The 21040-nt window shown below is 73.9% G+C and carries 20 protein-coding genes; 12 read left to right on the top strand and 8 right to left on the bottom strand.

Features of this window, described 5'->3' with window-relative positions; genetic code table 11:
* Positions 1-33: 33 nt before the first annotated feature.
* Positions 34-486 (bottom strand): hypothetical protein, encoded by a 453-nt coding sequence (locus tag ACFWEP_RS02175; RefSeq protein ID WP_387364123.1) that lies wholly within the window; start codon positions 484-486, stop codon positions 34-36.
* 43 nt (positions 487-529) lie between these two features.
* Positions 530-976 (bottom strand): sel1 repeat family protein, encoded by a 447-nt coding sequence (locus ACFWEP_RS02170; protein WP_387364120.1) that lies wholly within the window; start codon positions 974-976, stop codon positions 530-532.
* A gap of 279 nt (positions 977-1255) precedes the next feature.
* Between ACFWEP_RS02170 and ACFWEP_RS02165 the strand changes: the two genes are divergently transcribed.
* Entirely contained in the window at positions 1256-1636 is a 381-nt protein-coding gene (locus tag ACFWEP_RS02165) for a hypothetical protein (protein WP_387364117.1), read from the top strand.
* Positions 1637-1794: 158 nt separating this feature from the next.
* Positions 1795-2640: an LLM class F420-dependent oxidoreductase gene (locus tag ACFWEP_RS02160; protein ID WP_387364114.1), complete on the top strand. Its 846-nt coding sequence runs from the start codon at positions 1795-1797 to the stop codon at positions 2638-2640.
* Positions 2641-2663: 23 nt separating this feature from the next.
* Here ACFWEP_RS02160 and ACFWEP_RS02155 read toward each other — a convergent pair whose 3' ends face one another.
* Positions 2664-3806 carry an Lrp/AsnC family transcriptional regulator gene (locus ACFWEP_RS02155; RefSeq protein WP_387364111.1) on the bottom strand — a complete coding sequence of 381 codons (1143 nt, stop codon included), beginning with the start codon at positions 3804-3806 and terminating at the stop codon, positions 2664-2666.
* Positions 3807-3865: 59 nt separating this feature from the next.
* Here ACFWEP_RS02155 and ACFWEP_RS02150 point away from each other — a divergent pair, with 59 nt between their 5' ends.
* Together ACFWEP_RS02150 and ACFWEP_RS02145 are read left to right on the top strand one after the other, a co-directional pair.
* Positions 3866-5062, top strand: coding sequence for a M20 family metallopeptidase (locus ACFWEP_RS02150; protein ID WP_387364108.1), 1197 nt, complete (start codon positions 3866-3868; stop codon positions 5060-5062).
* Between the two features lie 107 nt (positions 5063-5169).
* A complete protein-coding gene (locus tag ACFWEP_RS02145; RefSeq protein WP_387364105.1) occupies positions 5170-6579 on the top strand; it encodes an MFS transporter in 1410 nt (469 codons plus the stop codon).
* A gap of 81 nt (positions 6580-6660) precedes the next feature.
* Here ACFWEP_RS02145 and ACFWEP_RS02140 read toward each other — a convergent pair whose 3' ends face one another.
* On the bottom strand, positions 6661-7392 hold the full coding sequence (locus ACFWEP_RS02140; RefSeq protein WP_387364182.1) for an HAD family hydrolase: 732 nt from the start codon (positions 7390-7392) through the stop codon (positions 6661-6663).
* 140 nt (positions 7393-7532) lie between these two features.
* Between ACFWEP_RS02140 and ACFWEP_RS02135 the strand changes: the two genes are divergently transcribed.
* Positions 7533-10115 (top strand): bifunctional FO biosynthesis protein CofGH, encoded by a 2583-nt coding sequence (locus ACFWEP_RS02135; RefSeq protein WP_387364103.1) that lies wholly within the window; start codon positions 7533-7535, stop codon positions 10113-10115.
* 77 nt (positions 10116-10192) lie between these two features.
* Here ACFWEP_RS02135 and ACFWEP_RS02130 read toward each other — a convergent pair whose 3' ends face one another.
* Complete coding sequence (locus ACFWEP_RS02130) at positions 10193-10753, bottom strand: TetR/AcrR family transcriptional regulator (RefSeq protein WP_387364100.1); 561 nt, start codon at positions 10751-10753, stop codon at positions 10193-10195.
* A gap of 129 nt (positions 10754-10882) precedes the next feature.
* Between ACFWEP_RS02130 and ACFWEP_RS02125 the strand changes: the two genes are divergently transcribed.
* Entirely contained in the window at positions 10883-11575 is a 693-nt protein-coding gene (locus ACFWEP_RS02125; protein ID WP_387364097.1) for an SDR family oxidoreductase, read from the top strand.
* 123 nt (positions 11576-11698) lie between these two features.
* On the opposite strand, the gene ACFWEP_RS02120 is transcribed toward ACFWEP_RS02125, so the two are convergent.
* Complete coding sequence (locus tag ACFWEP_RS02120; protein ID WP_387364094.1) at positions 11699-12928, bottom strand: PLP-dependent aminotransferase family protein; 1230 nt, start codon at positions 12926-12928, stop codon at positions 11699-11701.
* Positions 12929-13143: 215 nt separating this feature from the next.
* Here ACFWEP_RS02120 and ACFWEP_RS02115 point away from each other — a divergent pair, with 215 nt between their 5' ends.
* From ACFWEP_RS02115 to ACFWEP_RS02105, 3 genes are all read left to right on the top strand, one after another.
* A complete protein-coding gene (locus tag ACFWEP_RS02115; protein WP_387364091.1) occupies positions 13144-13818 on the top strand; it encodes a class I SAM-dependent methyltransferase in 675 nt (224 codons plus the stop codon).
* A 241-nt stretch (positions 13819-14059) separates the two neighbouring features.
* Positions 14060-15124 (top strand): alpha/beta fold hydrolase, encoded by a 1065-nt coding sequence (locus ACFWEP_RS02110; RefSeq protein WP_387364088.1) that lies wholly within the window; start codon positions 14060-14062, stop codon positions 15122-15124.
* Between the two features lie 117 nt (positions 15125-15241).
* On the top strand, positions 15242-16117 hold the full coding sequence (locus ACFWEP_RS02105) for a carbon-nitrogen hydrolase family protein (protein ID WP_387364085.1): 876 nt from the start codon (positions 15242-15244) through the stop codon (positions 16115-16117).
* 6 nt (positions 16118-16123) lie between these two features.
* On the opposite strand, the gene ACFWEP_RS02100 is transcribed toward ACFWEP_RS02105, so the two are convergent.
* The gene (locus ACFWEP_RS02100) at positions 16124-17629 is read right to left on the bottom strand and encodes an MFS transporter (RefSeq protein ID WP_387364082.1); all 1506 of its coding nucleotides are present in this window, start codon (positions 17627-17629) and stop codon (positions 16124-16126) included.
* A gap of 102 nt (positions 17630-17731) precedes the next feature.
* Between ACFWEP_RS02100 and ACFWEP_RS02095 the strand changes: the two genes are divergently transcribed.
* Both ACFWEP_RS02095 and ACFWEP_RS02090 read left to right on the top strand, forming a co-directional pair.
* Positions 17732-18622 carry a helix-turn-helix transcriptional regulator gene (locus tag ACFWEP_RS02095; RefSeq protein ID WP_387364079.1) on the top strand — a complete coding sequence of 297 codons (891 nt, stop codon included), beginning with the start codon at positions 17732-17734 and terminating at the stop codon, positions 18620-18622.
* A 176-nt stretch (positions 18623-18798) separates the two neighbouring features.
* Entirely contained in the window at positions 18799-19434 is a 636-nt protein-coding gene (locus ACFWEP_RS02090) for a LysE/ArgO family amino acid transporter (protein WP_387364076.1), read from the top strand.
* Between the two features lie 8 nt (positions 19435-19442).
* On the opposite strand, the gene ACFWEP_RS02085 is transcribed toward ACFWEP_RS02090, so the two are convergent.
* Positions 19443-19835, bottom strand: coding sequence for a MerR family transcriptional regulator (locus ACFWEP_RS02085; protein WP_387364073.1), 393 nt, complete (start codon positions 19833-19835; stop codon positions 19443-19445).
* 60 nt (positions 19836-19895) lie between these two features.
* Here ACFWEP_RS02085 and ACFWEP_RS02080 point away from each other — a divergent pair, with 60 nt between their 5' ends.
* Positions 19896-21020 (top strand): alkene reductase, encoded by a 1125-nt coding sequence (locus ACFWEP_RS02080; protein ID WP_387364070.1) that lies wholly within the window; start codon positions 19896-19898, stop codon positions 21018-21020.
* Positions 21021-21040 lie beyond the last annotated feature (20 nt).

The raw sequence follows: 21040 nt of genomic DNA, 5'->3' as shown, positions 1-21040 counted from the left end.
AGGGGGCGGGGGCCGCCCCGCCCGCGCCCCCGCTCACCGGAGTCCCACCGGCCGGAGCCGCCCCGCCACCGGCCGGTCACGGGCCCGGCGGCCGGTCCTGAACGTGGCTGCCCCGCAGGCCGCGGTGGCCAGGAGCAGCAGCAGCGGGGCCGCCAGCGCGGCGGTCCACGCGAGGGGGCCGGTGCGCGGGACGATCCAGTGGCCCCAGGGGGCGCGCACCACTTCGACGGTCCGGCCCGGGTGGTCCGCGCCCTGCACCACGATCCGGGTGCCGTCGGACAGGCTCCCCTCGCACCGGACGTAGTCGTTCTTACCGGCCCGGTGGACCGCGCAGTCGGTCACGGTCACTTGCTCGGCCCGGCCGTGCGGAGCCACGTACGCCAGGCCGATCACCAGGGCCAGAGCCGTGGCACCCGCGCAGAGCGCCGCGACCACGGCCCAGACGACGGCCGTCGTCCGCGTGTCCGCACTGCCCCTGGTGGCCATGCCCGTGAACCTACCGCGCAGGTCCTGGCGGTCCGGCAGCCCCCTACAGCGGGTTGTCGCCGTTCATGTTGAGGGCGTGACCCGGCCGGAAGAAGCGCTTGGCGAAGAAGTGCCCGTGCTCGGCCGCCATCCGGAACCACGGCTCCGACGCCGCCAGCCCGTCCCGGTCCTCGACCAGGCGGCCCATCTCCCACATCGACTCGGGGTCCTTCCGGTCCACCCCCAGCCGGAAGAGGCGCTCCGCCTCGTCCAGGTCGCCCCCGATCTTCGCGATCAGCGCGATCGACCGCAGGGCGCGCAGGTCGCCGCCCTCGGCGGAGGCTGCCAGCCTCTCCGGGGTGCCGTACTTGCGGTGCTGCCGCCAGGCGTGGAGCGCCAGCAGCAGGCCGAGCAGCCAGATGAGCCAACTGACGTCGAAGAGCGTGTCGTTGTCGGTCGCCATCCCGATCACGCTCAGGACCGCCGCCGCGACGAACAGCAGGAATGCCATGCGTACCCCCCCGGGTCACGTATCGAACACCGGCACTCTTCCCGGCGGGAGGGGCCACTACCCCTGGGGAGCCGACCGGATGCGGCGGTCGCGTGGCGCCCCGGGGCTGCCGTGCCCGGCCCGGCTCCCGTCCAGGACAATGCGTCGGGACGACACACGAAGCCGCGTCCCCGGGACCGTCGTCCTCGAACCCGCCGGGGGCGTCCGCCCGATCCGTCCGACGGCCCGCCACGGCGGGGACCTCCGCGGCCGGACCGGGCACAACGCCTGAGGATGTCCATGAGTGACCTCGATCCCTTTGTCGTCGTGCCCCGCGTCCTGTGGGGCGCGGTCGCCGCCGTGTCGGTGATCATCGCGATCGTCCGATCCGTCCGGGCCAGGCGACGGTCCGCGAAAGGGGCTCCTTCCTTCCCGAGGTGGGACCCCTTCGGGCCGCATGCCTCCTGGGCCCTGCCGGCGGCGGCCGTCGGATACGCCGTCGCGGCGGTGTGGTCGGGCCACTTCGGCTGGGGTGATGCCGGGCAGAGCATCTGGTGGTCGACGTTCTCCGCGTCGGCACTCGCGTACGTGGCCCCGAACCGCGCGCGTAGCCACACGGTGTGGGGCGCCCCGCTGTTCGCCGCCGTCGGTGCCGTGCTCTTCGGGCCGCTGACCGCCTGACGCGGGGTGCGCGCGGACCGGGGTGAGTGCGGAGCCGGGACGCGTGAGGAACCGGTGCGCGTGAGGAACCGGTGTGTGCACGCCTCGTGCCGTCGCCGCCGCCGCGCCCTACCGTGGGGCGCGTCACGTCACCGGGCCCACCTCGGAGGTTCCCCCGCATGCGGATCGCCACCACCATCTTCCTGACCGACCGGACGATCGCGCCCGTCGCGCTCGCCCGCGAGCTGGAGCAGCGCGGCTTCGCCGGGCTCTACCTGCCCGAGCACACCCACATCCCGGTGAGCCGGGACACCCCCTACCCGGCGGGCGGCGATCTGCCGGTGGAGTACGGCAGGACGCTGGACCCGTTCGTCGCGCTCGGGCAGGCGGCGGCGGTGACCGAGCGGCTCGCGCTGGGCACCGGGATCACGCTGGTCGCGCAGCACGACCCGATCGACCTGGCGAAGCAGGTCGCCACGCTCGACCACCTCTCCGGCGGCCGGTTCACCCTGGGCGTCGGCTTCGGCTGGAACGTCGAGGAGGCCGCCGACCACGGGGTGGAGTGGAAGACCCGGCGTGCCCGGGGACGTGACCGGCTGGCCCTGATGCGGGCGCTGTGGGCGGACGAACCCACCTCGTACGAGGGTGAGTTCGGATCCGTACGCGCCAGCATCGCCTACCCGAAGCCGCTCCGGAAGGCGCGTGGACCGGTCACCGGTCCTCGTACGCTCATCGGCGGCGCGGCCGGGCCGAAGCTCTTCGCGGACATCGCGCGGCACGCGGACGGATGGCTGCCGATCGGCGGAAGCGGGCTCACCGAGGCCGTGCCGCGGCTGCGTACGGCCTGGGAGGAGGCGGGCCGCGATCCGGCGCAGCTCCAGGTGGTGCCGTACGCGGTCGTGCCGACGCCCGGCAAACTGGCGCACTTCGCCGAGCTGGGCATCGAGGAGGTCGTGGCGCATCTGCCGTCCGCCGGTGCCCCGGAGGTGTTGCGGGCGCTGGACGCGTACGCCGCGTACCTCTGACGTACGGGGCGGGCGGCGGCCACTCACGCCTGAGGGCCGTTCCGTAGCCGTTCCAGCAGGGCGTCTTCGGCCCGGTGGGCGCCCGGGTCCTCCCAGAAGGTGACGGGGACGCCCCGGACGTGGCGGCCGTGCGGGTCCAGGAGGTGGCCGGCCAGCTTGAGCGGCCAGAGGGTCACCGCCCGGTCCGCGACCACCAGTTCGGGGAAGCGGGTCGCCAACCGGGCCTCGAAGGCGCCGATTTCCTCGGCGGAACGCAGCCACACCGCCAGCATCAGGTTGTGCGGCCCCGACAGTGAGGCGCAGAGGCGGGTTTCGCGCATCCCGATGAGCTGGGAGGCGATCCGGGCGGTTTCGGCGGCCGGGGCGATGCCCCACAGGGTCACGGAGATCGGCCAGCCGGAGAGGTAACGGGCCACCTCGCAGCGGTAGACGAGCGCGTCCTCGCGGTGCATCCGGTCGAGCCGTCGGCGCACGGTGGTCGGGCTCACGCCCAGGTGTTCGGCGAGCCGGGCGGCGGGCCGGCGGAAGTCCTCGCTCAGCAGCAGGTACAGCCGGTGGTCCAGCTCGTCCGGGGCGGTCAGCCCCCGGCGCGGCAGGGACGGGCCCCGGTCCTTCGTCAGGACGTCCTGGCTGTCCGGATCGAGCCGGTCCAGCCGCCAGCGACTGCCCTCGGTGTGGACGGCGGTGGCGATCTGGGAGCGGGTCGCGGCGACGCCGGGCAGGGCGCCGAGACGGAAGCCGACGTACCGGGCCAGCATCGCCTGATCGGGGAAGGCGGCGGTGAGGACCAGGTCGCGGGAGCCGGTGACGTGCTCGATGGTGATCAGATGCGGGTCGTCCGCGATCCGGGCCGCGACCTCGTGCAGGGCGCCCGCCACGCAGTCCACCTCGATGAACGCGATGATCGGCAGGGTCACCCCGGACGCCACCGTGTAGCAGCTCAGCCAGGCGTGCCCGGCCTCGGTGAGGCGGTTCCAACGGCGCGCGGCGGTCGATCCGTCCACCCCGAGCGCCTTGCCGATCTGCGCCCACTCCGCCCGGGGCGAGGTCTGCAACGCGGTGATCAGCAGGTAGTCCAGCTCGTCGAGCGGGGCGTCCGCGGCGGCGGTGCCCGTGCGGTGCACGGGGGCCGGGTCCGCGGTGGATCTCTGCGTGGAGTACCTCATCGGCGCCGCTTTCCTGCGGATGATCATCAGTGGAGTGCTCGGCTTCGCACCATACGCCCATGTCTCTGCTCCAGGATGCCCATGCCCTCGCCCCCGCGCTGACCGAACTCCGCCACGCCCTGCACCGGGAACCCGAACTCGGCCTCGACCTCCCGCTCACCCAGCGCAGGATCGTGGAGGCGCTGGAGGGCCTCGGCCTGGAGATCACCCTGGGCCGGGGGCTCAGCTCCGTGACGGCCGTGCTGCGCGGCGGGCTGCCCGGCCCGGCGGTGCTGCTCCGCGGCGACATGGACGGGCTGCCCGTCCAGGAGGACACCGGCCTCCCGTACGCCTCCGTGCTCGACGGCCGGATGCACGCCTGCGGCCACGACCTGCACGTCACCGGGCTGGTCGGCGCGGCCCGGCTGCTCGCGGACCGGCGCGCGGAGCTGGCCGGGGACGTGGTGTTCATGTTCCAGCCCGGCGAGGAGGGCCAGGGCGGCGCGAAGATCATGATCGAGGAAGGGGTGCTGGACGCGGCGGGCGAGCGGGTCGTCGCCGCGTACGCCCTGCACGTGGTCTCCACCGGGGCGCCGACCGGCTTCGCCGCCACCCGGCCCGGCCCGATGCTCGCCGCCTCGGACGTCGTCCACGTCACCGTGCACGGCCGGGGCGGGCACGGTTCCTCACCGCACCTGGCCGCCGATCCGGTGCCCGCGATGTGCGCGATGGTCACCGCGTTCCAGACCCTCGTCACCCGCGAGATCGACATCTTCGACCCGGCGGTCGTCACGGTCGGCCGGATCGAGGCCGGCACGGCACCCAACGTCATCCCGGAGGAGGCGCGGTTCTCGGCCACCGTGCGGACCTTCTCCGACGCCGCCCGCACCACCGTCCGCGCCGCCGTCGAGCGGACCGTGCACGGGGTGGCCGCCGCCCACGGGGTCACGGCGAGCGTCGAGTACGTCGACCAGTACCCGCCGACCGTCAACCACGCCGAGGACGCGGCGTTCGCGCTGGAGACCGCGCGGCGGATCCTCGGCCGTGACCGCGCCTTCGAGGCGCCCAAGCCGATGGCCGGGGCCGAGGACTTCTCCTTCGTGCTGCGCGAGGTGCCCGGCGCGTTCGTCGGGCTCGGGGCCTGCCCGCCCGGCGTGGACCCCACCACCGCCCCGATGAACCACTCCGCCCAGGCGGTGTACGACGACGGCGCCCTGCCGCACGCCGCCGCGCTGCTCGCCGGGCTGGCCCTGCGCCGCCTCGGCCACGAGGTGTAGGGCCCGGAACCCGGTACGGGCCCCCGGCGGCCCGCCCGTCGCCTTCCGGTCCGTTCCGGCCCATTTCGGTGTCACCGTCGCCCCGTACCCGTAGGAGGAGCCCGCCCATGGCCGTCACCGCCACGCCCGCACCGCCGCCCGCCACCGCCTCGGTGACCGCAGTCGTCGGCCTGCTCGTCTTCTTCGAGGCGACCAGCGGGTTCCTCCAGGTCGGACTCTCGCCGCTGCTGCCCGACCTCGCCGACCATTTGGGCATCGGCTCGGCAGCCCTCAACTGGGTGGTGTCCGTCCAGCTGTTGGCGGCGGCGGTGTGCGTCCCGCTGTTCGGCCGGCTCGGTGATCTGTACGGCCACCGCCGGATGCTCCGGATCGCGCTCGCGCTGATCGCCGCCGGGACGCTGACCGTCGCCCTCGCCCCCGACTACCCGGTGCTGCTGGCGGGCCGGGTGCTCCAGGGCCCGATCGCGGCGCTGCTGCCGCTGGAGATCGCCCTCGTACGGGACCGGCTGCCGGTCGCCGACGCGCGCCGGGCCATCGCCCGCCTCGTCGGGGCGCTGACGCTCGGCGCCATGGCGGGCGGGGTGGTGATGGGCCTCGTGGACTCCGCTTTCGGCTCCCTGCGGCTGACGCTGCTGGCCCCGGCCGTCCTCGCGGCGGCCTGCGTGCCGGTCTCCTTCGTCGCCGTACCGGAGTCCCGGAACAGGGCCGGCGGGCGCGTCGACCGGGCCGGGGTCGTCCTCCTCGGCACCGCGATGATCGCCCTGCTCGCCGGGGTCTCCGGTGCGGAGGACGGGTCCTGGGGCTCGGCGCGGGTACTCGGCCCTGTGCTGCTGGGGCTCGCGCTACTCGCCGTCTGGGTACAGGTCGAGCTGCGCACCGCCGAACCGCTCGTGGACATACGGGCTTTGGCGGCGCGGACCACGGCGCCCTTCTACTGCGCGGCCTTCCTCTTCGGGGTCTTCTACTTCGGCAGCCAGACCCCCAACGCCACCTTCTACGCCGCCGATCCGGCGGACGAGGGGTACGGGTTCGGGCTCGGCGCGCTCGCCATCTCGCTGGCACAGCTGCCCGCGGCGCTCGGCAGCGTCGTCGGCTCCCTGTCCACGGTGACGCTCGCGAAGCGGATCGGCTACCGCCCGACGTTGATGGCCGCCTTCGGCCTGGTCGCCCTGGCGTTCCTGCAATTCGGTTTCCTGCACGCGGAGTTGTGGCAGATGGCAGCCGGATCCGCCTTCCTCGGTCTCGGCATCGGACTGGCGCTGGGCGCCATGCCGACCGTCATCGTGGAAGCCTCCGACCCCGGCCGCACGGGGATCGCCGCCGCGCTCTACAACAACGTGAAGACCCTCGGCGGGGCCGTGGCGGGCGGGGTGTTCGCCTCCCTGCTCGGCGCGTTCCGCCCGGACGCCACCGGAGAGCCGGGTGAGGGCGGCTACACGGCGGTGTGGCTGGTCGCCGCCGCGGCGGCCCTCGGGGCGGTCGCGCTGAGCGCGCTCTCGCGGCGCCGGGAGGGATGACGCCGCACCCTCGTGGCGCCGCCTCCGCCCGTCGGGCCCGGCCTGAAGCGTGTTGCGAAAGTCCCGCCCGTCGGACACGGCCTAACGCACCGACCGCAGCGCCCGGAGCGTCGGCCCCCCGTCCCGTACCGGCCCGCCGTCGCCCGACCCGCCGCTCCCATCCCCGTGCTCCCGTACCAGTCCCGGCAGCGCGGCCAGCTCGGTGAGGGCGTCCACCCGCCAGTCGGCCGACTCCACCACGTCCGGGTGATCCGCCCACCAGTGCCCGAACGGGCCCCGCCGCAGATGCGCGGTCCGCAGACCGGCGGCCTTCGCGGGGAAGAGGTCCTCGGCCGGGTGGTCACCGACGTACACCGTGGTGCGCGGGTCGGCGTCCGCCGCCTTCAGCACCCGCGTGAAGAACTCCGGGTCCGGCTTGGCCACGCTCCACTCCGCCGGGCTGACGACTTGGTCGGCCGGGAGGTCCAGGGCCAGCAGTTGCTCGGTGGCGCGCGCCGACCGGTGCCCCGCCACCACCACCCGGAGTCCGAGCGCGCGGAGTCCGGCCAGGGCCGGGCGTACGTCCGGGTAGAGGTCCCGTTCGCCGAGGTGCTCGCCGCGCCCCGCCGCCTCGCGGGCCAGCTCCGCCTCCACGACGTCCATGCCGGGCCGGAGCAGCGCGAGCGCGTCCGTGGCGCTGCCGCCCCCGACGACGGCCGCGCCGACCAGGGCGCTCACCGTGTGCGCGGGCACACCCAGCCAATCGGCCCAGGACGCCCAGTGGCGGTCGTCGCGAACGAGGGTCTCACCGATGTCGAACACGATCGTTTCCATCACCGTCCCGACCCTACGGGGCGCACCCCGCCGCACCGCGACCATCCGCGCCCGGGCGCGCGGCGCCGACCCCCGTGAGGAGCGCCGATGTGTCAGGAACCACCCTCCGGCGCCCACCGGGCCGCTCGTATGCTCGATCCATGACCGATCCTCAGAGCGGACGCCCCACGACCAACGCCATGCGGCGCGCTCTCAAACGGGCACGTGACGGTGTGGCCCTCGACGCGACCGAGGCCGCCGTCCTCCTCCAGGCGCGCGGTGACGATCTGACGGACCTCGCCGCTTCCGCCGCCCGGGTGCGCGACGCGGGCCTGGAGGCGGCGGGCCGGCCCGGCGTCATCACCTACTCCCGCAAGGTGTTCATCCCGCTCACCCGCCTCTGCCGCGACATCTGTCACTACTGCACCTTCGTCACCGTCCCCGGCAAGCTCCGCCGCGAGGGCCACGGGATGTTCCTCTCGCCCGACGAGGTGCTCGACATCGCCCGCAAGGGCGCGGCGCTCGGCTGCAAGGAAGCGCTCTTCACCCTCGGCGACCGCCCCGAGGACCGCTGGCCCGAGGCGCGGGAGTGGCTGGAGGCGGAGGGGTACGACGACACCCTCGCCTACGTACGCGCCATGGCGATCCGGGTCCTGGAGGAGACGGGTCTGCTCCCGCACCTCAACCCCGGGGTGCTCGGCTGGACCGACCTCCAGCGACTGAAGCCGGTCGCCCCCTCGATGGGAATGATGCTGGAGACCACCGCGACCCGTCTCTGGTCCGAGAAGGGCGGCCCGCACCACGGCTCCCCGGACAAGGAACCGGCTGTCCGACTGCGCGTCCTGGAGGACGCGGGGCGCTCCAACGTCCCCTTCACGACCGGCATCCTGATCGGCATCGGCGAGAACTACGAGGAGCGCGCCGACTCCCTCTTCGAGATCCGCCGTACCGCACGCGCCTACCACGGCATCCAGGAAGTCATCATCCAGAACTTCCGGGCCAAGCCGGACACCGCGATGCGCGCGATGCCCGACGCGGAGCTGGAGGAGCTGGCCGCGACGATCGCGGTGGCCCGGCACATCCTCGGCCCCTCCGCCCGCATCCAGGCCCCGCCGAACCTGGTGGACTCGGAGTACGCGCTGATCGTCGGCGCGGGCATCGACGACTGGGGCGGGGTGTCGCCGCTCACCCCCGACCACGTCAACCCCGAACGCCCCTGGCCGCACATCGACGAACTCGCCGCCCGCACCGCCGAGTCCGGCTTCGATCTGCGCGAACGTCTGACCATCTACCCGGAGTTCATCCGGCGAGGCGAACCCTGGCTCGACCCGCGCCTCCTCCCGCACGTGCGCGCGCTCGCCGACCCGGAGACGGGCATGGCCAAGGAGGGCGCGATCCCGGTCGGCCTGCCCTGGCAGGAGCCGGACGAGGAGTTCGGTGCGAGTGGCCGCACCGACCTGCACCGCACCATCGACACCGAGGGCCGCACCGGCGACCGCCGCGAGGACTTCGACGAGGTGTACGGGGACTGGGAGGCACTCCGCGAGGCCGCCGCCCCCGGCATGGTCCCGTCCCGCATCGACACCGATGTCCGCGAGGCGCTCAGCCAGGCGGCCGACGACCCGACGAAACTCACCGACGCCCAGGCGCTCGCCCTGCTGCACGCGGAGGGCCCGGCGCTGGACGAGCTCTGCCGGATCGCGGACACGCTCCGCCGCGACACGGTCGGCGACGAGGTCACCTACGTCGTCACCCGGAACATCAACTTCACCAACGTCTGCTACACCGGCTGCCGCTTCTGCGCCTTCGCGCAGCGTCGCACCGACGCCGACGCGTACACCCTCTCCCTCGACCAGGTCGCCGACCGGGCCGCCCAGGCGTGGGACGTGGGCGCGGTGGAGGTCTGCATGCAGGGCGGCATCCACCCGGACCTGCCCGGCACCGCATACTTCGACATCGCGCGGGCCGTGAAGGAACGCGTTCCCGGCATGCACGTCCACGCCTTCTCGCCCATGGAGGTCGTCAACGGGGCCACCCGCACCGGGCTTTCGATCCGCGACTGGCTCATCGCCGCCAAGGAGGCCGGACTCGACTCGATCCCCGGCACGGCGGCGGAGATCCTGGACGACGAGGTCCGCTGGGTCCTCACCAAGGGCAAACTCCCCACCGCCACCTGGCTGGAGGTCGTGAAGACCGCCCATGAGGTGGGCCTGCGCTCCTCGTCGACCATGATGTACGGACACGTGGACCAGCCCCGCCACTGGCTCGGCCACCTGCGCACCCTGGCCCGGCTCCAGCAGGAGACAGGGGGGTTCACCGAGTTCGTGACCCTCCCCTTCATCCACACCAACGCCCCGGTCTACCTCGCCGGCATCGCCCGCCCCGGCCCCACCGACCGCGACAACCGGGCCGTCACCGCGATGGCCCGGCTGCTGCTCCACCCGCACATCACCAACATCCAGACCAGCTGGGTGAAGCTCGGCACCGAGGGCGCCGCCGAGATGCTCCGCTCGGGCGCCAACGACCTCGGCGGCACCCTGATGGAGGAGACCATCTCCCGCATGGCGGGTTCGAGTTACGGCTCCTACCGCTCGATCCAGGACCTGGTGGCCATCGCCGACCTGGCCGGCCGCCCGGCGAAGCCGCGTACCACCCTGTACGGAGAGGTCCCCGAGGAGCGCGTCGCCGCGGCGACCGCCTCGGACGGCCACCTGCCGGAGCTGCTGCCGGTGCTGCCCGCCTGACCCGGTGCGCGCCGCCGACCCGTGCCCCCTTCGCTCGCGCGTCGGGGGTGCGGGAGGCGGCCGTGCCGCGCCTTTGGTCAGCCGCTCTCCGTCAAGGCCGCGTGCGCGGCGGTGAGGATCTCCTCGGAGAGCGGGGAGCCCTTGGTGGCCCGTGCGAGGACCAGCGCGCCGAACAGCGTGCAGAGGCGGGCGATTCCGTCCTGGTCCTCGGTGGCGAGGAAGTCGGCGAAGCCGGCCACCCCCTCGGTGTAGACGCGCCGGGCCTCGGGTCCGCCGCCTTCCCGTGCGATGTCGGTGGCGAGCGCGGCGACCGGGCAACCGCCCGCCGGATCGTCGCGGTGGGCGACGGAGAGGTAGGTGTCGATCAGCGCCCGTTGGGCGGCGTCGCGCTGCCCGGCGTGCTGTTCCAGCCCGGCGGCGTGGTGCCCGGCGAGTGTGGCGAAGGCGTGGGCGGTGGCCTCGCCGACGAGTGCCTCCTTGGAGGCGAACTGCTTGTAGAACGCGCCGTGGGTCAGACCGGCCGCCTTCATCAGGTCGGCGACGCTGACCTGCGTGCCCTGCTCCCGGAACAGCCGGGAGGCGGTGTCCACCACTCGGCCGCGGTTCTCCTGCGCCTGCGCCTGCGACACGCGTCCCATGGCTGCCTCCCTTTTTGGATGTCGACTGGCATCTATCGTAGGACAGGGTTTAGATTATGAACGTAATCCAAGTAGGCGGGTGCCCGAGAGGACCCGCGAGGGCGACACGCCCTGGAGCCGGGAGCGGACATGGAACTCAGGAACGCGGTCGCGGTCGTCACCGGGGCCAACCGGGGCCTCGGACGGCACCTGGCCGCCCAACTCGTGGAGCGCGGCGCGAAGGTGTACGCGGCGGCCCGGCGCCCCGAGATGATCGACCTGCCCGGCGTCACCCCCGTGCGGATGGACGTCACGGACCACGCGTCGATCGAGGAGGCGGCCCGCGTCGCGTCCGACGCGACGCTGCTCATCAACAACGCGGGCGTCCTCACCGGCGCGGCGCTGATCGGCGGCGACCCGGACGAGGTGCGCCGTGAGATGGAGACCAACTTCTTCGGTCCGCTCGCCACGACCCGGGCCTTCGCCCCCGTCATCGAGGGCAACGGCGGCGGCGCCGTGCTCAACGTCCTGTCCGTCCTGTCCTGGACGCACCCGGGCGGCGTCGGCTCCTACGCCGCCTCCAAGGCCGCCGCCTGGGCGCTGACCGGTGCGACCCGCGACGAACTGGCGCCCCGCGGCATCGCCGTCTCGGCGTTGCACGTCGGCTACATGGACACCGACATGGCCTCCGGCGTCCCCGCCGACCAGAAGACCGCCGCCGCCGACGTCGCGGCCCTGGCCCTGCACGGCATCGAGGCGGGCCTGCCCGAGATCATCGCCGACGCGGTGACCCGGCAGGTCAAGCAGAGCCTGGCCGTCACACCGCGGCCGAGCGCCGGCTGAGGCACTCCCGGCCCTGACCGTCCCGCCCCGAACCGCCCCACCCCGCCCCACGCCGCGGCAGGCTGTTCGGGCGCGGGCGGGCACGGGCGGGTGCGGGTGCGGGTGCGGGTGGGCGCGGGCGACTCAGGCGTGCGCGACGGGCTGCGATGCCCGCGGCGCTCCCGGCGTGCCCAGTGCCTTACCCAGTCGCAGCAACCCCTCGCGGATCTCGTCGGGGGTGTGGGTCGTGAACGACATCCGCAGGGCGGCAGGGTCCGGCGCGCCCGCGAAGAACGGCGCCCCGGGGACGTACGCCACCTCGTGGGCGATCGCCCTGGGCAGCAGCGCGGTCGCGTCGTGGCCGTCGGGCAGCCTGACCCAGACGAACATCCCGCCGTCCGGCCGGTTCCAGGTGCTGCCCGGCGGGAGGGCGGCGGGCAGGCCTTCCAGCAGGGCGTCCCGGCGCTCGCCGTACGCGGCGCGGACCCGGCCCACGTGGGCGCCGAGGTCGGAGACCTCCAGGTAGCGGGCGGCCGCCGCCTGGTCCACGGCGGAGCAGTGCAGATCGGCGGCCTGCTTGACGATCACGCAGGCCCGGCGCAGTGCGGCGGGCGCGCGGAGATGGCCGAGCCGCATGCCGGGGGACATGACCTTCGAGAAGCTGCCCAGCAGCACCGTGCGGTCGGCGGCGGCCTCCAGCGAGGAGATCCACGGCACGTGCGCGCCCTCGTAGCGGAGTTCGCCGTACGGGTCGTCCTCGACGATCCACAGGCCGAGCCGGTGCGCCACCTCGGCCACGGCCCTGCGGCGGGCGAGCGGGAGGGTACGCCCGGTCGGGTTCTGGAAGTTGGGGATGGTGTAGAGCATCTTGGGCCGTTCGCGCTCGACGAGTTCCGCGAGCGCCACCGGGTCGATGCCGTCCTCGTCGCAGGGCACCGGCACCACCCGCGCCCCCGCGAAGCCGAAGCACTGCAACGCCGCGAGATACGTGGGGTCCTCGACGAGAACCGTGTCCCCGGGTTCCACCAGTGCCGTCGTCAGGAGCGTCAGCGCCTGCTGCGAACCGGTGGTCACCACCAGGTCCTCAGCCCCGGTCGGCAGGCCGCGCGCCGTGTACCGGGCGGCGACGGCCGCCCGCAGCCCCGGATCGCCCTCGGTCACCGAGTACTGGAGAGCCCGCGCCGCGTCCTTCGCCAGCACGTGGTCGTACGCGGCCCGTATCTCCCCGGTGTCGAACAGCTCCGGCGCCGGAAGCCCGCCCGCGAACGAGATCACCTCGGGCCGCGCGGTCAGCGCGAGGATCTCCCGTACGGGTGAGGCGTCGACCGAGGCGGCGCGGGTGGCGAGGGCGGGGGTGTCGGCTCGGGTCGTCATGGCCGCAGCCTACGAGCAACCACCGTGTCCGCAGAAGGCGTAGAGGCCGTCGAAGTCGAAGCAGGTCCTGACGCTGCGGCACATGCCGTGTCCCTGCGCCGAGTTGCGACCGTGCCGGCTCGCGCGTGCCCCTGCGCGCTGTGTGCATGGTGGCGCCGGTGATTTCGAAGTGTCGTCGTCTGGTGCGGTGTCGAGGGTTCTCGCATGCTGAGTGTGTGACCGAACGAGACTTCACCCCGGCTCTCGGCCGTTTCGCGCCCACCCGCCTCTACGACCCGGTGATCGCCGCGCTGACCCGCGAGCGCGTGTGGCGGCGCCAGGTCGTCACCCGGATCGCGCCCGGGCCCGATGATGTCGTGGCCGACGTGGGCTGCGGGACGGGATCACTCGCCCTGCTGCTGCACGCCGCGCAGCCCCGGGCCCGGATCGTCGGTGTCGACCCCGACCGTCAGGTGCTGGCCATCGCGCGGCGGAAGGCGGAGGCGGCGGGCGCCGGGAGCGGTACGGGCCCGGAGTGGCGGGAAGGCATGGGGGACACGCTCCCCGAGGTGTTGGGGCCACTGGCCGGTTCGGTGGACGCCGTGGCCAGCAGCCTGGTGCTGCACCAGTGCCCGATGGCGATGAAGCGGGCGGTGCTGGCCTCGATGCACGAGGTGCTGCGCCCCGGCGGACGGCTGGTGATCGCCGACTACGGCCTCCAGCGCACCCGTCCGATGCGCCTGGCCTTCCGCACGGTCCAGCTCGCCGACGGCAAGCGGGACACCCAGCCCAACGCGGACGGCGTACTGCCCGATCTGATGACCGGGGCAGGGTTCGAAGAGGTCCACGAAGCGCACGTGGTGCCGACCGCCACCGGGTCGATTTCCCTCTACACCGCCCGGCGGGCCTGATCGCCGGCGGCTCGGTCGCCGGGACGACGCCCTGCGTCGCCCGGTCCGTCGGGCGAAGGCGGCCCGCACCTGGAGGTACGGCCCGCCCCGCGAGCCGTCGGTAGCCTGTGGCCGTGACGGCGACCAAGGGCCGGAGGGGAATCAACCGGTACGAGACGCCGAGGACTTGGCCCGTCGGCGGTCGCCCCGACCTCCGCCTGGCATCCTGGCCCGCCCATTGCCCACCCATCGAGGGACCACCATGAACGCCCCGATCGACCCGTTAGTCCTCGAACTCCCGCACTTCCGTCTGGAGAGGGGCGGCGTCCTGGATCCGGCCCGCCTCGTCTACCGGACCCATGGAGACCTCGCGCCCGACAAGGGCAACGCCGTCCTGCTCCCGACCTGGTTCGCCGGTGACCACACCTCTCACGAGTGGCTGATCGGTCCGGGCCGCCCGCTGGACACCGACCGCTACTTCGTCATCGTGCCGAACCTCTTCGGCAACGGCCTTTCCTCCTCGCCCTCCAACACCCCCGCACCGCAGGCCGGCGCGGACTTCCCCCACGTCACGATGGGTGACAACGTGCGCGCCCAGCACGAGCTGGTCCGCCTCCACTTCGGCATCGAGCGCCTCGCCCTCGTGATCGGGTGTTCCATGGGCGCCCAGCAGACGTACCAGTGGGCGGTCTCGTACCCGGACATGGTCGCCCGCGCCCTGCCGTTCTGCGGATCGCCGAAGACCTCACCGCACAACGGGGTGTTCATCGAGGGGCTGCGGGCCGTGCTCACGGCCGCCCCCGAGTGGCACCGGGGCCGGCGGGCGCCCGGACACGCGGCGGGCCTGCGGGCCTTCTCCCGGGTCTACGCGGGCTGGGGTTTCTCGCAGGCCTTCTACTGGAACGAGCGGTACCGCTCCCTGGGGTTCGACTCCGTCGACGCGTTCCTGGTGGGTTTCTGGGAGCCGAACTTCGCGGGCCAGGACACCAACGACCTGCTCGCGATGCTCTGGACGTGGCAGCACGCGGACGTCGGCGCGACCGAGGGCGCGGGCGGGGACGTCGTCAAGGCGCTGGGAACCATCACCGCCAGGACGCTGGCCATGCCGGCGGAGAAGGACCTCTATTTCCCGCCCGAGGACGAGGTCCGGGCCTCGGCGCACATCCCGGGCGCGGAGGTGCGGGTCATCCCCGGCGAGTGGGGCCACCTCGCGGGCTCCGGAGCCAATCCGGACGACGTCGCGTTCATCGGCCGGTCCGTGCGGGAGCTGCTGGCGTCCCCGGCGGACGGCCCCCGCGCGGAGGGCTCCCGTCCCGGTACCGGCTGAGCCCGCACAGGGTTCGCGGTACCGGCCGACGGCGGGGCGGGGGCGGCCACAGGCCCGGCCACCGGGCGCCCACCGGCCACCGGGCGCCCGACCGGCCCGCCGGTAACCTGGGGTTCCATGACCGCACGCACCGCCCCGTCCCGTACGTACCCGATCCCCGCGCGCCCGCTCCGGGTCGCCGCCGCGCAGGCGCAGGCCGTGGCCGGGGACGTGGACGCCAACACGGCGACCGCCGCCGCCCTGGTCCGCGAGGCCGCCGGGGCGGGGGCGCGGGTGGTCGTCCTCCCGGAGAAGTTCCTCAGCGGGTACGAGCCCGACCTCGTGCGCGCCGAACCGCTGCGCTGCGCCGTGCAGCCGGGTGATCCGCGCCTGGCCCCGCTCGCCGACGCCTGCCGGGAGACCGGCACGGTCGCCGTGGTGGGCGCCGCGTTCCACGAGGCGGGGGAGCTGTACGTCTCCGCGCTGGTCATCGGCGCGGACGGCACCCTCGTCACCCGCTACGACAAGCAGTACCTCTTCAAGACCGAGCGCGAGGTCTACCGGCCGGGGGCCGCCGGGTGCACCCTCGACGTGGACGGCTGGCGGCTCGGGCTCGGCATCTGCTACGACTCCGGCTTCCCCGAGCACGCCCGCGCGGCGGCCCTGGACGGCTGCCACGCGTACCTCGTCGGCGCCCTGTTCAGCGTGGGCAACGGCCACCACGAGTCCCGTACGTGGTTCCCCGCCCGCGCCCTGGACAACACCGTCTACACGGTGCTGGCCAACCACATCGGCACCACGGGTGGCTGGAACACCTGCGGCGGCAGCGGGGTGTGGGGCCCGGACGGGCACCTGCTGACCGAGGCCGGACCGGACCGGCGGGAGGTCGTCACCGCCGACCTCGACCCGGCCGCCCTGGCCGCCGCCCGCGAGGCGGAGGGGATGCTGGGCGACCTGGACCGGGTCGTGGCGGGGAAGCGGGCGCAGTACGCGCTGGGCGTCGGGCGCGCGTAGCACCGCTCAGACCGTCGTCCCGGGCGCACCGGCCCGCGCGATACGGGTGGCGAAGAAGGCGAAGCCCAGGGCCAGGGCGGCCTGTACGGCGACGGCGACGGCGAAGCCCCGGGGCATTCCGGCGCCGGCGGAACCGTCCGCGGTCGCGTCGGCCACGGCGTGGAAGAGGCCGCCCAGGAGCGCCACGCCCAGGCCGAGACCGAGCTGCTGCAAGGTGGTGAAGAGCCCGCCGGCGACACCCGCCGCCCAGGTCGGGGTGCGGGAGAGGACCGTGCGCAGGACCGGCCCGTACATCAGGGCCTGGGTCACGCCGAGTGCGATCAGGAGCGGCTGCAGGGTCCACGGGGCTCCGCCGTGGGCGCCGCTCACGACGACGGCGAGGCCCACCAGCACCGCCGCCTGGCCGACGGCCGCGCCGGTCATCGTCCAGCGCCCGGTGCGGCGCTCCACGGCGGGCAGGGCGAGCGCGGTGACGATGAACCCCGCGCCGAAACCGAGCAGCAGCACGACGGTGCCCCAGGCGTCCACGCCGAACGCGCCCTGGGCGAGCGCCGAGAACTCGTACAGGAAAGCGCCGTAACCGGTGAAGAACAGCAGCGACATGATCAGGCCCTGTCGCACGGCCGCGGTGCGCAGCACGCTCGGCGGGACGACGGGCAGCTCGCCGCGGCGTTCGGCGGCACGCTGCGAGCGGGCGAAGGCGGTGAGCACCGCACCGGCCGCGGCCAGCATCGCGAGCACCGGGGCCGGGCCGCCCGCGGACGTGCCGAGGGTCAGGGGCACCACGACGAGGAGCAGGCCGGTGCCGAGGAGGGCTGCCCCGCGCAGGTCGAGCGCGAGCGGTGCCGTCGAGCGCGACTCGGGCACGGTGCGCAGGGCGAGCAGCGCGGCCGCGCCGATCGTTCCGGTGAGTATCTGCACGAGCCGCCAGCCCCAGTGGTCACCGGCGGCCTGGGACACGGCGCCGGCGAGGAGCTGTCCGGCGACGGTCGCGATGCCGCCGACGGCGGCGAACAGCGTGACGCCCAGCGCCCGCAGCTTTTCGGGCGCCGTGGCCTGGATGGTGGAGAGGACCTGCGGGGTGAACAGCCCGGCGGCGAAGCCCAGCACGGCGCGCAGCACGACGAGGGTGATCAGGTCCGGTGCGAGTGCGGCGAGCACGGAGGCCACCCCGAAGGCGCCGACACCGGCCGTGAGCAGCCGGCGCCGGCCGAACCGGTCGCCCAGGCGCCCCGCGACGACGAGGGTCGCGGCGAACGCCGTGGTGTACGCGGACAGCACGAGCTGACCGCCCGACGCGGTCACGCCGAGGTCCCCGGTGATCGCGGGTTCCAGGAGGTTGACCGACCCGAACGTCATGTTCACGGGCAGGAACGCGACGAGCAGGGCGGCGAGACCGGCACCGGTGAGGGCGCGTGCCGGAGGGGGCGCCGCGGCCCGCGTGCGGGGGACGGTCGGTGCGGTGCGTGCGGTGCGTGCGGTGGGTGTGGTCGGTACGGTCGTCACGGTCATGTCCACGACCTTGCGCCCGTTGTCATCCTGGTACCAGGAGCCTGGTCATAGGGGTACCAGCACCACCTGGATCCACCGGCTCCGAGGACCGACACTGGGGCGGTGACCTCTTCGACGCCCGACCGCGACGCCCTCGGAACCTTCCTGCGTGCCCGACGCGCCCGCGTCACCCCCGGCGACGTGGGCCTTCCCACGGGCGGCCGGCGCCGCACGCCCGGTCTGCGGCGCGAGGAGGTCGCGCAGCTCGCCGGGGTCGGGGTCACCTGGTACACGTGGCTGGAACAGGGAAGGGCCAGGAACGCCTCCGACCAGGTACTGGACGCGGTGGCGCGCGTCCTGCGCCTGGACGCCGCCGAGCACCGCCACCTGATGGTGCTCGCGGGCCGGGGCGCCCCCGCCGAGCCGGGGCCGCCCATGGATCTGCGCCCCGAACACACCGCCGTCCTCGCCAAGTTGCTGCCGTACCCGGCCGCCGTGCAGACCGACTGCTACGACCTGGTCGCGGCCAACCGCACCTACCGGTACCTGTTCGCCGACCTCGACGCGTACCCGGTCGAGGAACGCAACTGCGCGTGGCTGATGTTCACCGAGCCGAGCTGGCGCGACAGTCTGGTCGACGAGGACACGGTCCTGCGCGACATGACCGCGAGACTCCGCGCCCGTCAGCCGGAACACCGCGACGACCCCCGCTGGAACGCGCTGATCACCCGGCTGCGCCAGGAGTCCCCGGACTTCGTGCGGCACTGGGAGTCGTACGAAGTCGGCGCCGACCGGACCCAGTTGCGCCACTACCGCTCCCCGCGTGTCGGTGCCCTCGACGTCCAGTTCCAGAGCCTGTGGCTGGACCGGACGCGGGGCGAGCGGATCATCGTCATGACGCCCGACGACGCCACCACCGCCCAACGCCTTGAACGTCTCGACTCGTTGGTGGGGGCCGCACCGGCGTGGACCTCCCGTGACGACTCCGCCGAGGGCTCGGCCGCCGGGGCCTGAAGGGCGGGCGTTCCGCGAAAACGGGTTGCTCCGGTGGCGGGCACCTTTGAGAATCCGCCCATGACCACGACGACGTCCGCGACCTCCTCCGCGCTGCCGCTGCCCTCCCTCGCCGCCGCGAGCCGGGGTCTCCAGCAGCAGCCCGGCGGTCCGGGGAGGCCGACACCGCCCCGCGCGTGAGCGCGGCGCTGGTCGCGGGGCTGCTGGCCGGTTACGGCATCGCCGTACCGGTCGGGGCGGTCGCGGCCTACCTGGTGGCCCTCACCGCGCGGACCTCGCTGCGGGTCGGCGCCGGTGCCGCTCTCGGGGTGGCGACCGCCGACGGCCTGTACGCGCTGGTCGCCGTGGCCGGGGGCTCGGCCCTCGCACCGCTCGTGGAGCCGGTCGCGCCGCCCCTGCGGTGGGTGTCGGCCCTGGTCCTGGTGGTGATGGCCGGCCGGGGCGCGGTGACGGCCGTACGCCACCACCGCGCGCGGGAGACCCCGGGCGCCGGGGACGGCCGCAGGCCGGTGAGCCCGCTGCGGGCGTACCTCGGACTGCTGGGGCTCACGCTGATGAACCCGGTCACGGTCCTGTACTTCGCCGCCCTGGTGCTCGCGGGGCAGGGGGCCGCCGCGCCGGGTCCCGCCGAGCGGGCCGTGTTCGTGGCGGCGGCCTTCGTGGCCTCCGCCACCTGGCAGTTGCTGCTGGTCGGCGGCGGTGCGCTGCTGGGGCGCGTACTGACCGGCCCACGCGGGAGATCGGTGACGGCGTTGCTCTCCAGCGCGGTGATCACTGGACTCGCGGTCCACCTGGTACTCGCCCCGCGGTGACGACAGGGCTACGCGACCGCGTCCCCGGACCCCGGGGACGGCGACTGCTCCTTCGCCGTCGCGATCACCTCGTCCAACACCTCCCGGGAGCGCAGCAGTTCGGTGATCTTCCGGTCGATCCGGTCGCGCTCCACGCCGAGGTCGCTGACCAGCCGGGGCGTGGCGGTCGCGGACGGGCCGCCGTCCGAGTCCCTCACGCAGGGCAGGAGTTCGCCGATCTTCGAGCTGCACAGCCCGGCCGCGTAGAACTCCTGGATGCGGATCACCCGGTCCACCGCCCCGTCCGGGTACTCCCGGTGCCCGCCGGGCGTACGATCCGCCGCCAGCAGGCCCTGCGCCTCGTAGTAGCGCAGGGAGCGTTCGCTCACGCCGGTACGCCGGGCCAGTTCACCGATCCGCATGACGCTCCGCCTTCCCTGGGACTTGAACCTGACACCGGTGTCAATTCTTACCCTCCCGGCATGACGAACGCACCCGTGTCCACCTCTTCGAAGGTGTCGGTCTTCGACCCCGCCGACCTCGGCCCGCTGCGCCTCCCGAACCGTCTCGTGATGGCTCCGCTGACCCGTAACCGTGCCACCGCCGAGGGCGTCCCCACCCCGCTCATGGCCACCTACTACGCCCAGCGGGCCACGGCCGGCCTGATCATCGCCGAGGCGTCCACCCCGAACGCGGTCGGGCAGACGTACCCCAACATCACCGCCATCCACCGCCCCGACCACGTCGCCGGATGGCGCGCGGTCACCGACGCGGTACGCGCGGCAGGCGGACGGATGTTCCTCCAGCTCCAGCACGGGGGCCGGGTCGGACACCCCGACACCAGCGGCCTGGTCCCGGTCGCCCCCTCGCCGGTGGCGCTCCCCGAGACGCTCCACACACCCACCGGCAAGCAACAGGCGCCCGTGCCGCGCGAGATGAGCCTCCAGGACGTCGCGGACCACGTGGCCGACTTCGCCTCGGCCGCCCGGCGCGCGATCGAAGCGGGCTTCGAAGGGGTCGAAGTGCACAGCGCCAACGGCCACTTGCTCCACCAGTTCCTTTCGCGGAACACCAACCGCCGCACCGATGAGTACGGCGGCCCGGTCGGCAACCGCGTCCGGTTCGTCGCCGAGGTGGTACGGGCCGTCGCGGCGGAGATCGGCCCCGAGCGGGTCGGGCTGCGGGTCTCGCCCGGCAACACGGTCAACAGCATCGAGGAGGGCGACACCGAGGAGATCTACCCCGCCCTCGTCGCCGCCCTGGCCGACAGCCGCTTCGGCCGGATCGCCTACCTGCACGTCGGGTACGCGGACCCGGACCAGCCCGTCTTCCAGCGCATCCGCAAGGAATGGCCCGGCACCCTGATCGCCAACCCGGTACTCCCGAAGGACCGCATCCCCGAGGACGGCGGCCTCGCCGCGAGCGAGCGGCTGCTCGCAGCCGGAGCCGACCTGATCGCCCTCGGCCGCCCGTTCCTCGCCAACCCCGACCTGGCCCACCGGCTGCGTACCGGAGCGCCGGTCAACCAGGTGCGGGACGCGTACATGATGTACGTCGGCGGGGCGACGGGGTACACGGACTACCCGGTGCTGGCGACCGGCGGATGACGGGGCAGGAGGCATCCCAC

Source organism: Streptomyces sp. NPDC060198 (genome assembly GCF_042728415.1).
In the GTDB taxonomy this organism is placed as follows: Bacteria; Actinomycetota; Actinomycetes; order Streptomycetales; family Streptomycetaceae; genus Streptomyces.
Note: the sequence above shows the minus strand (reverse complement) of the source record. Positions and strands in the feature narration are given on the sequence as shown.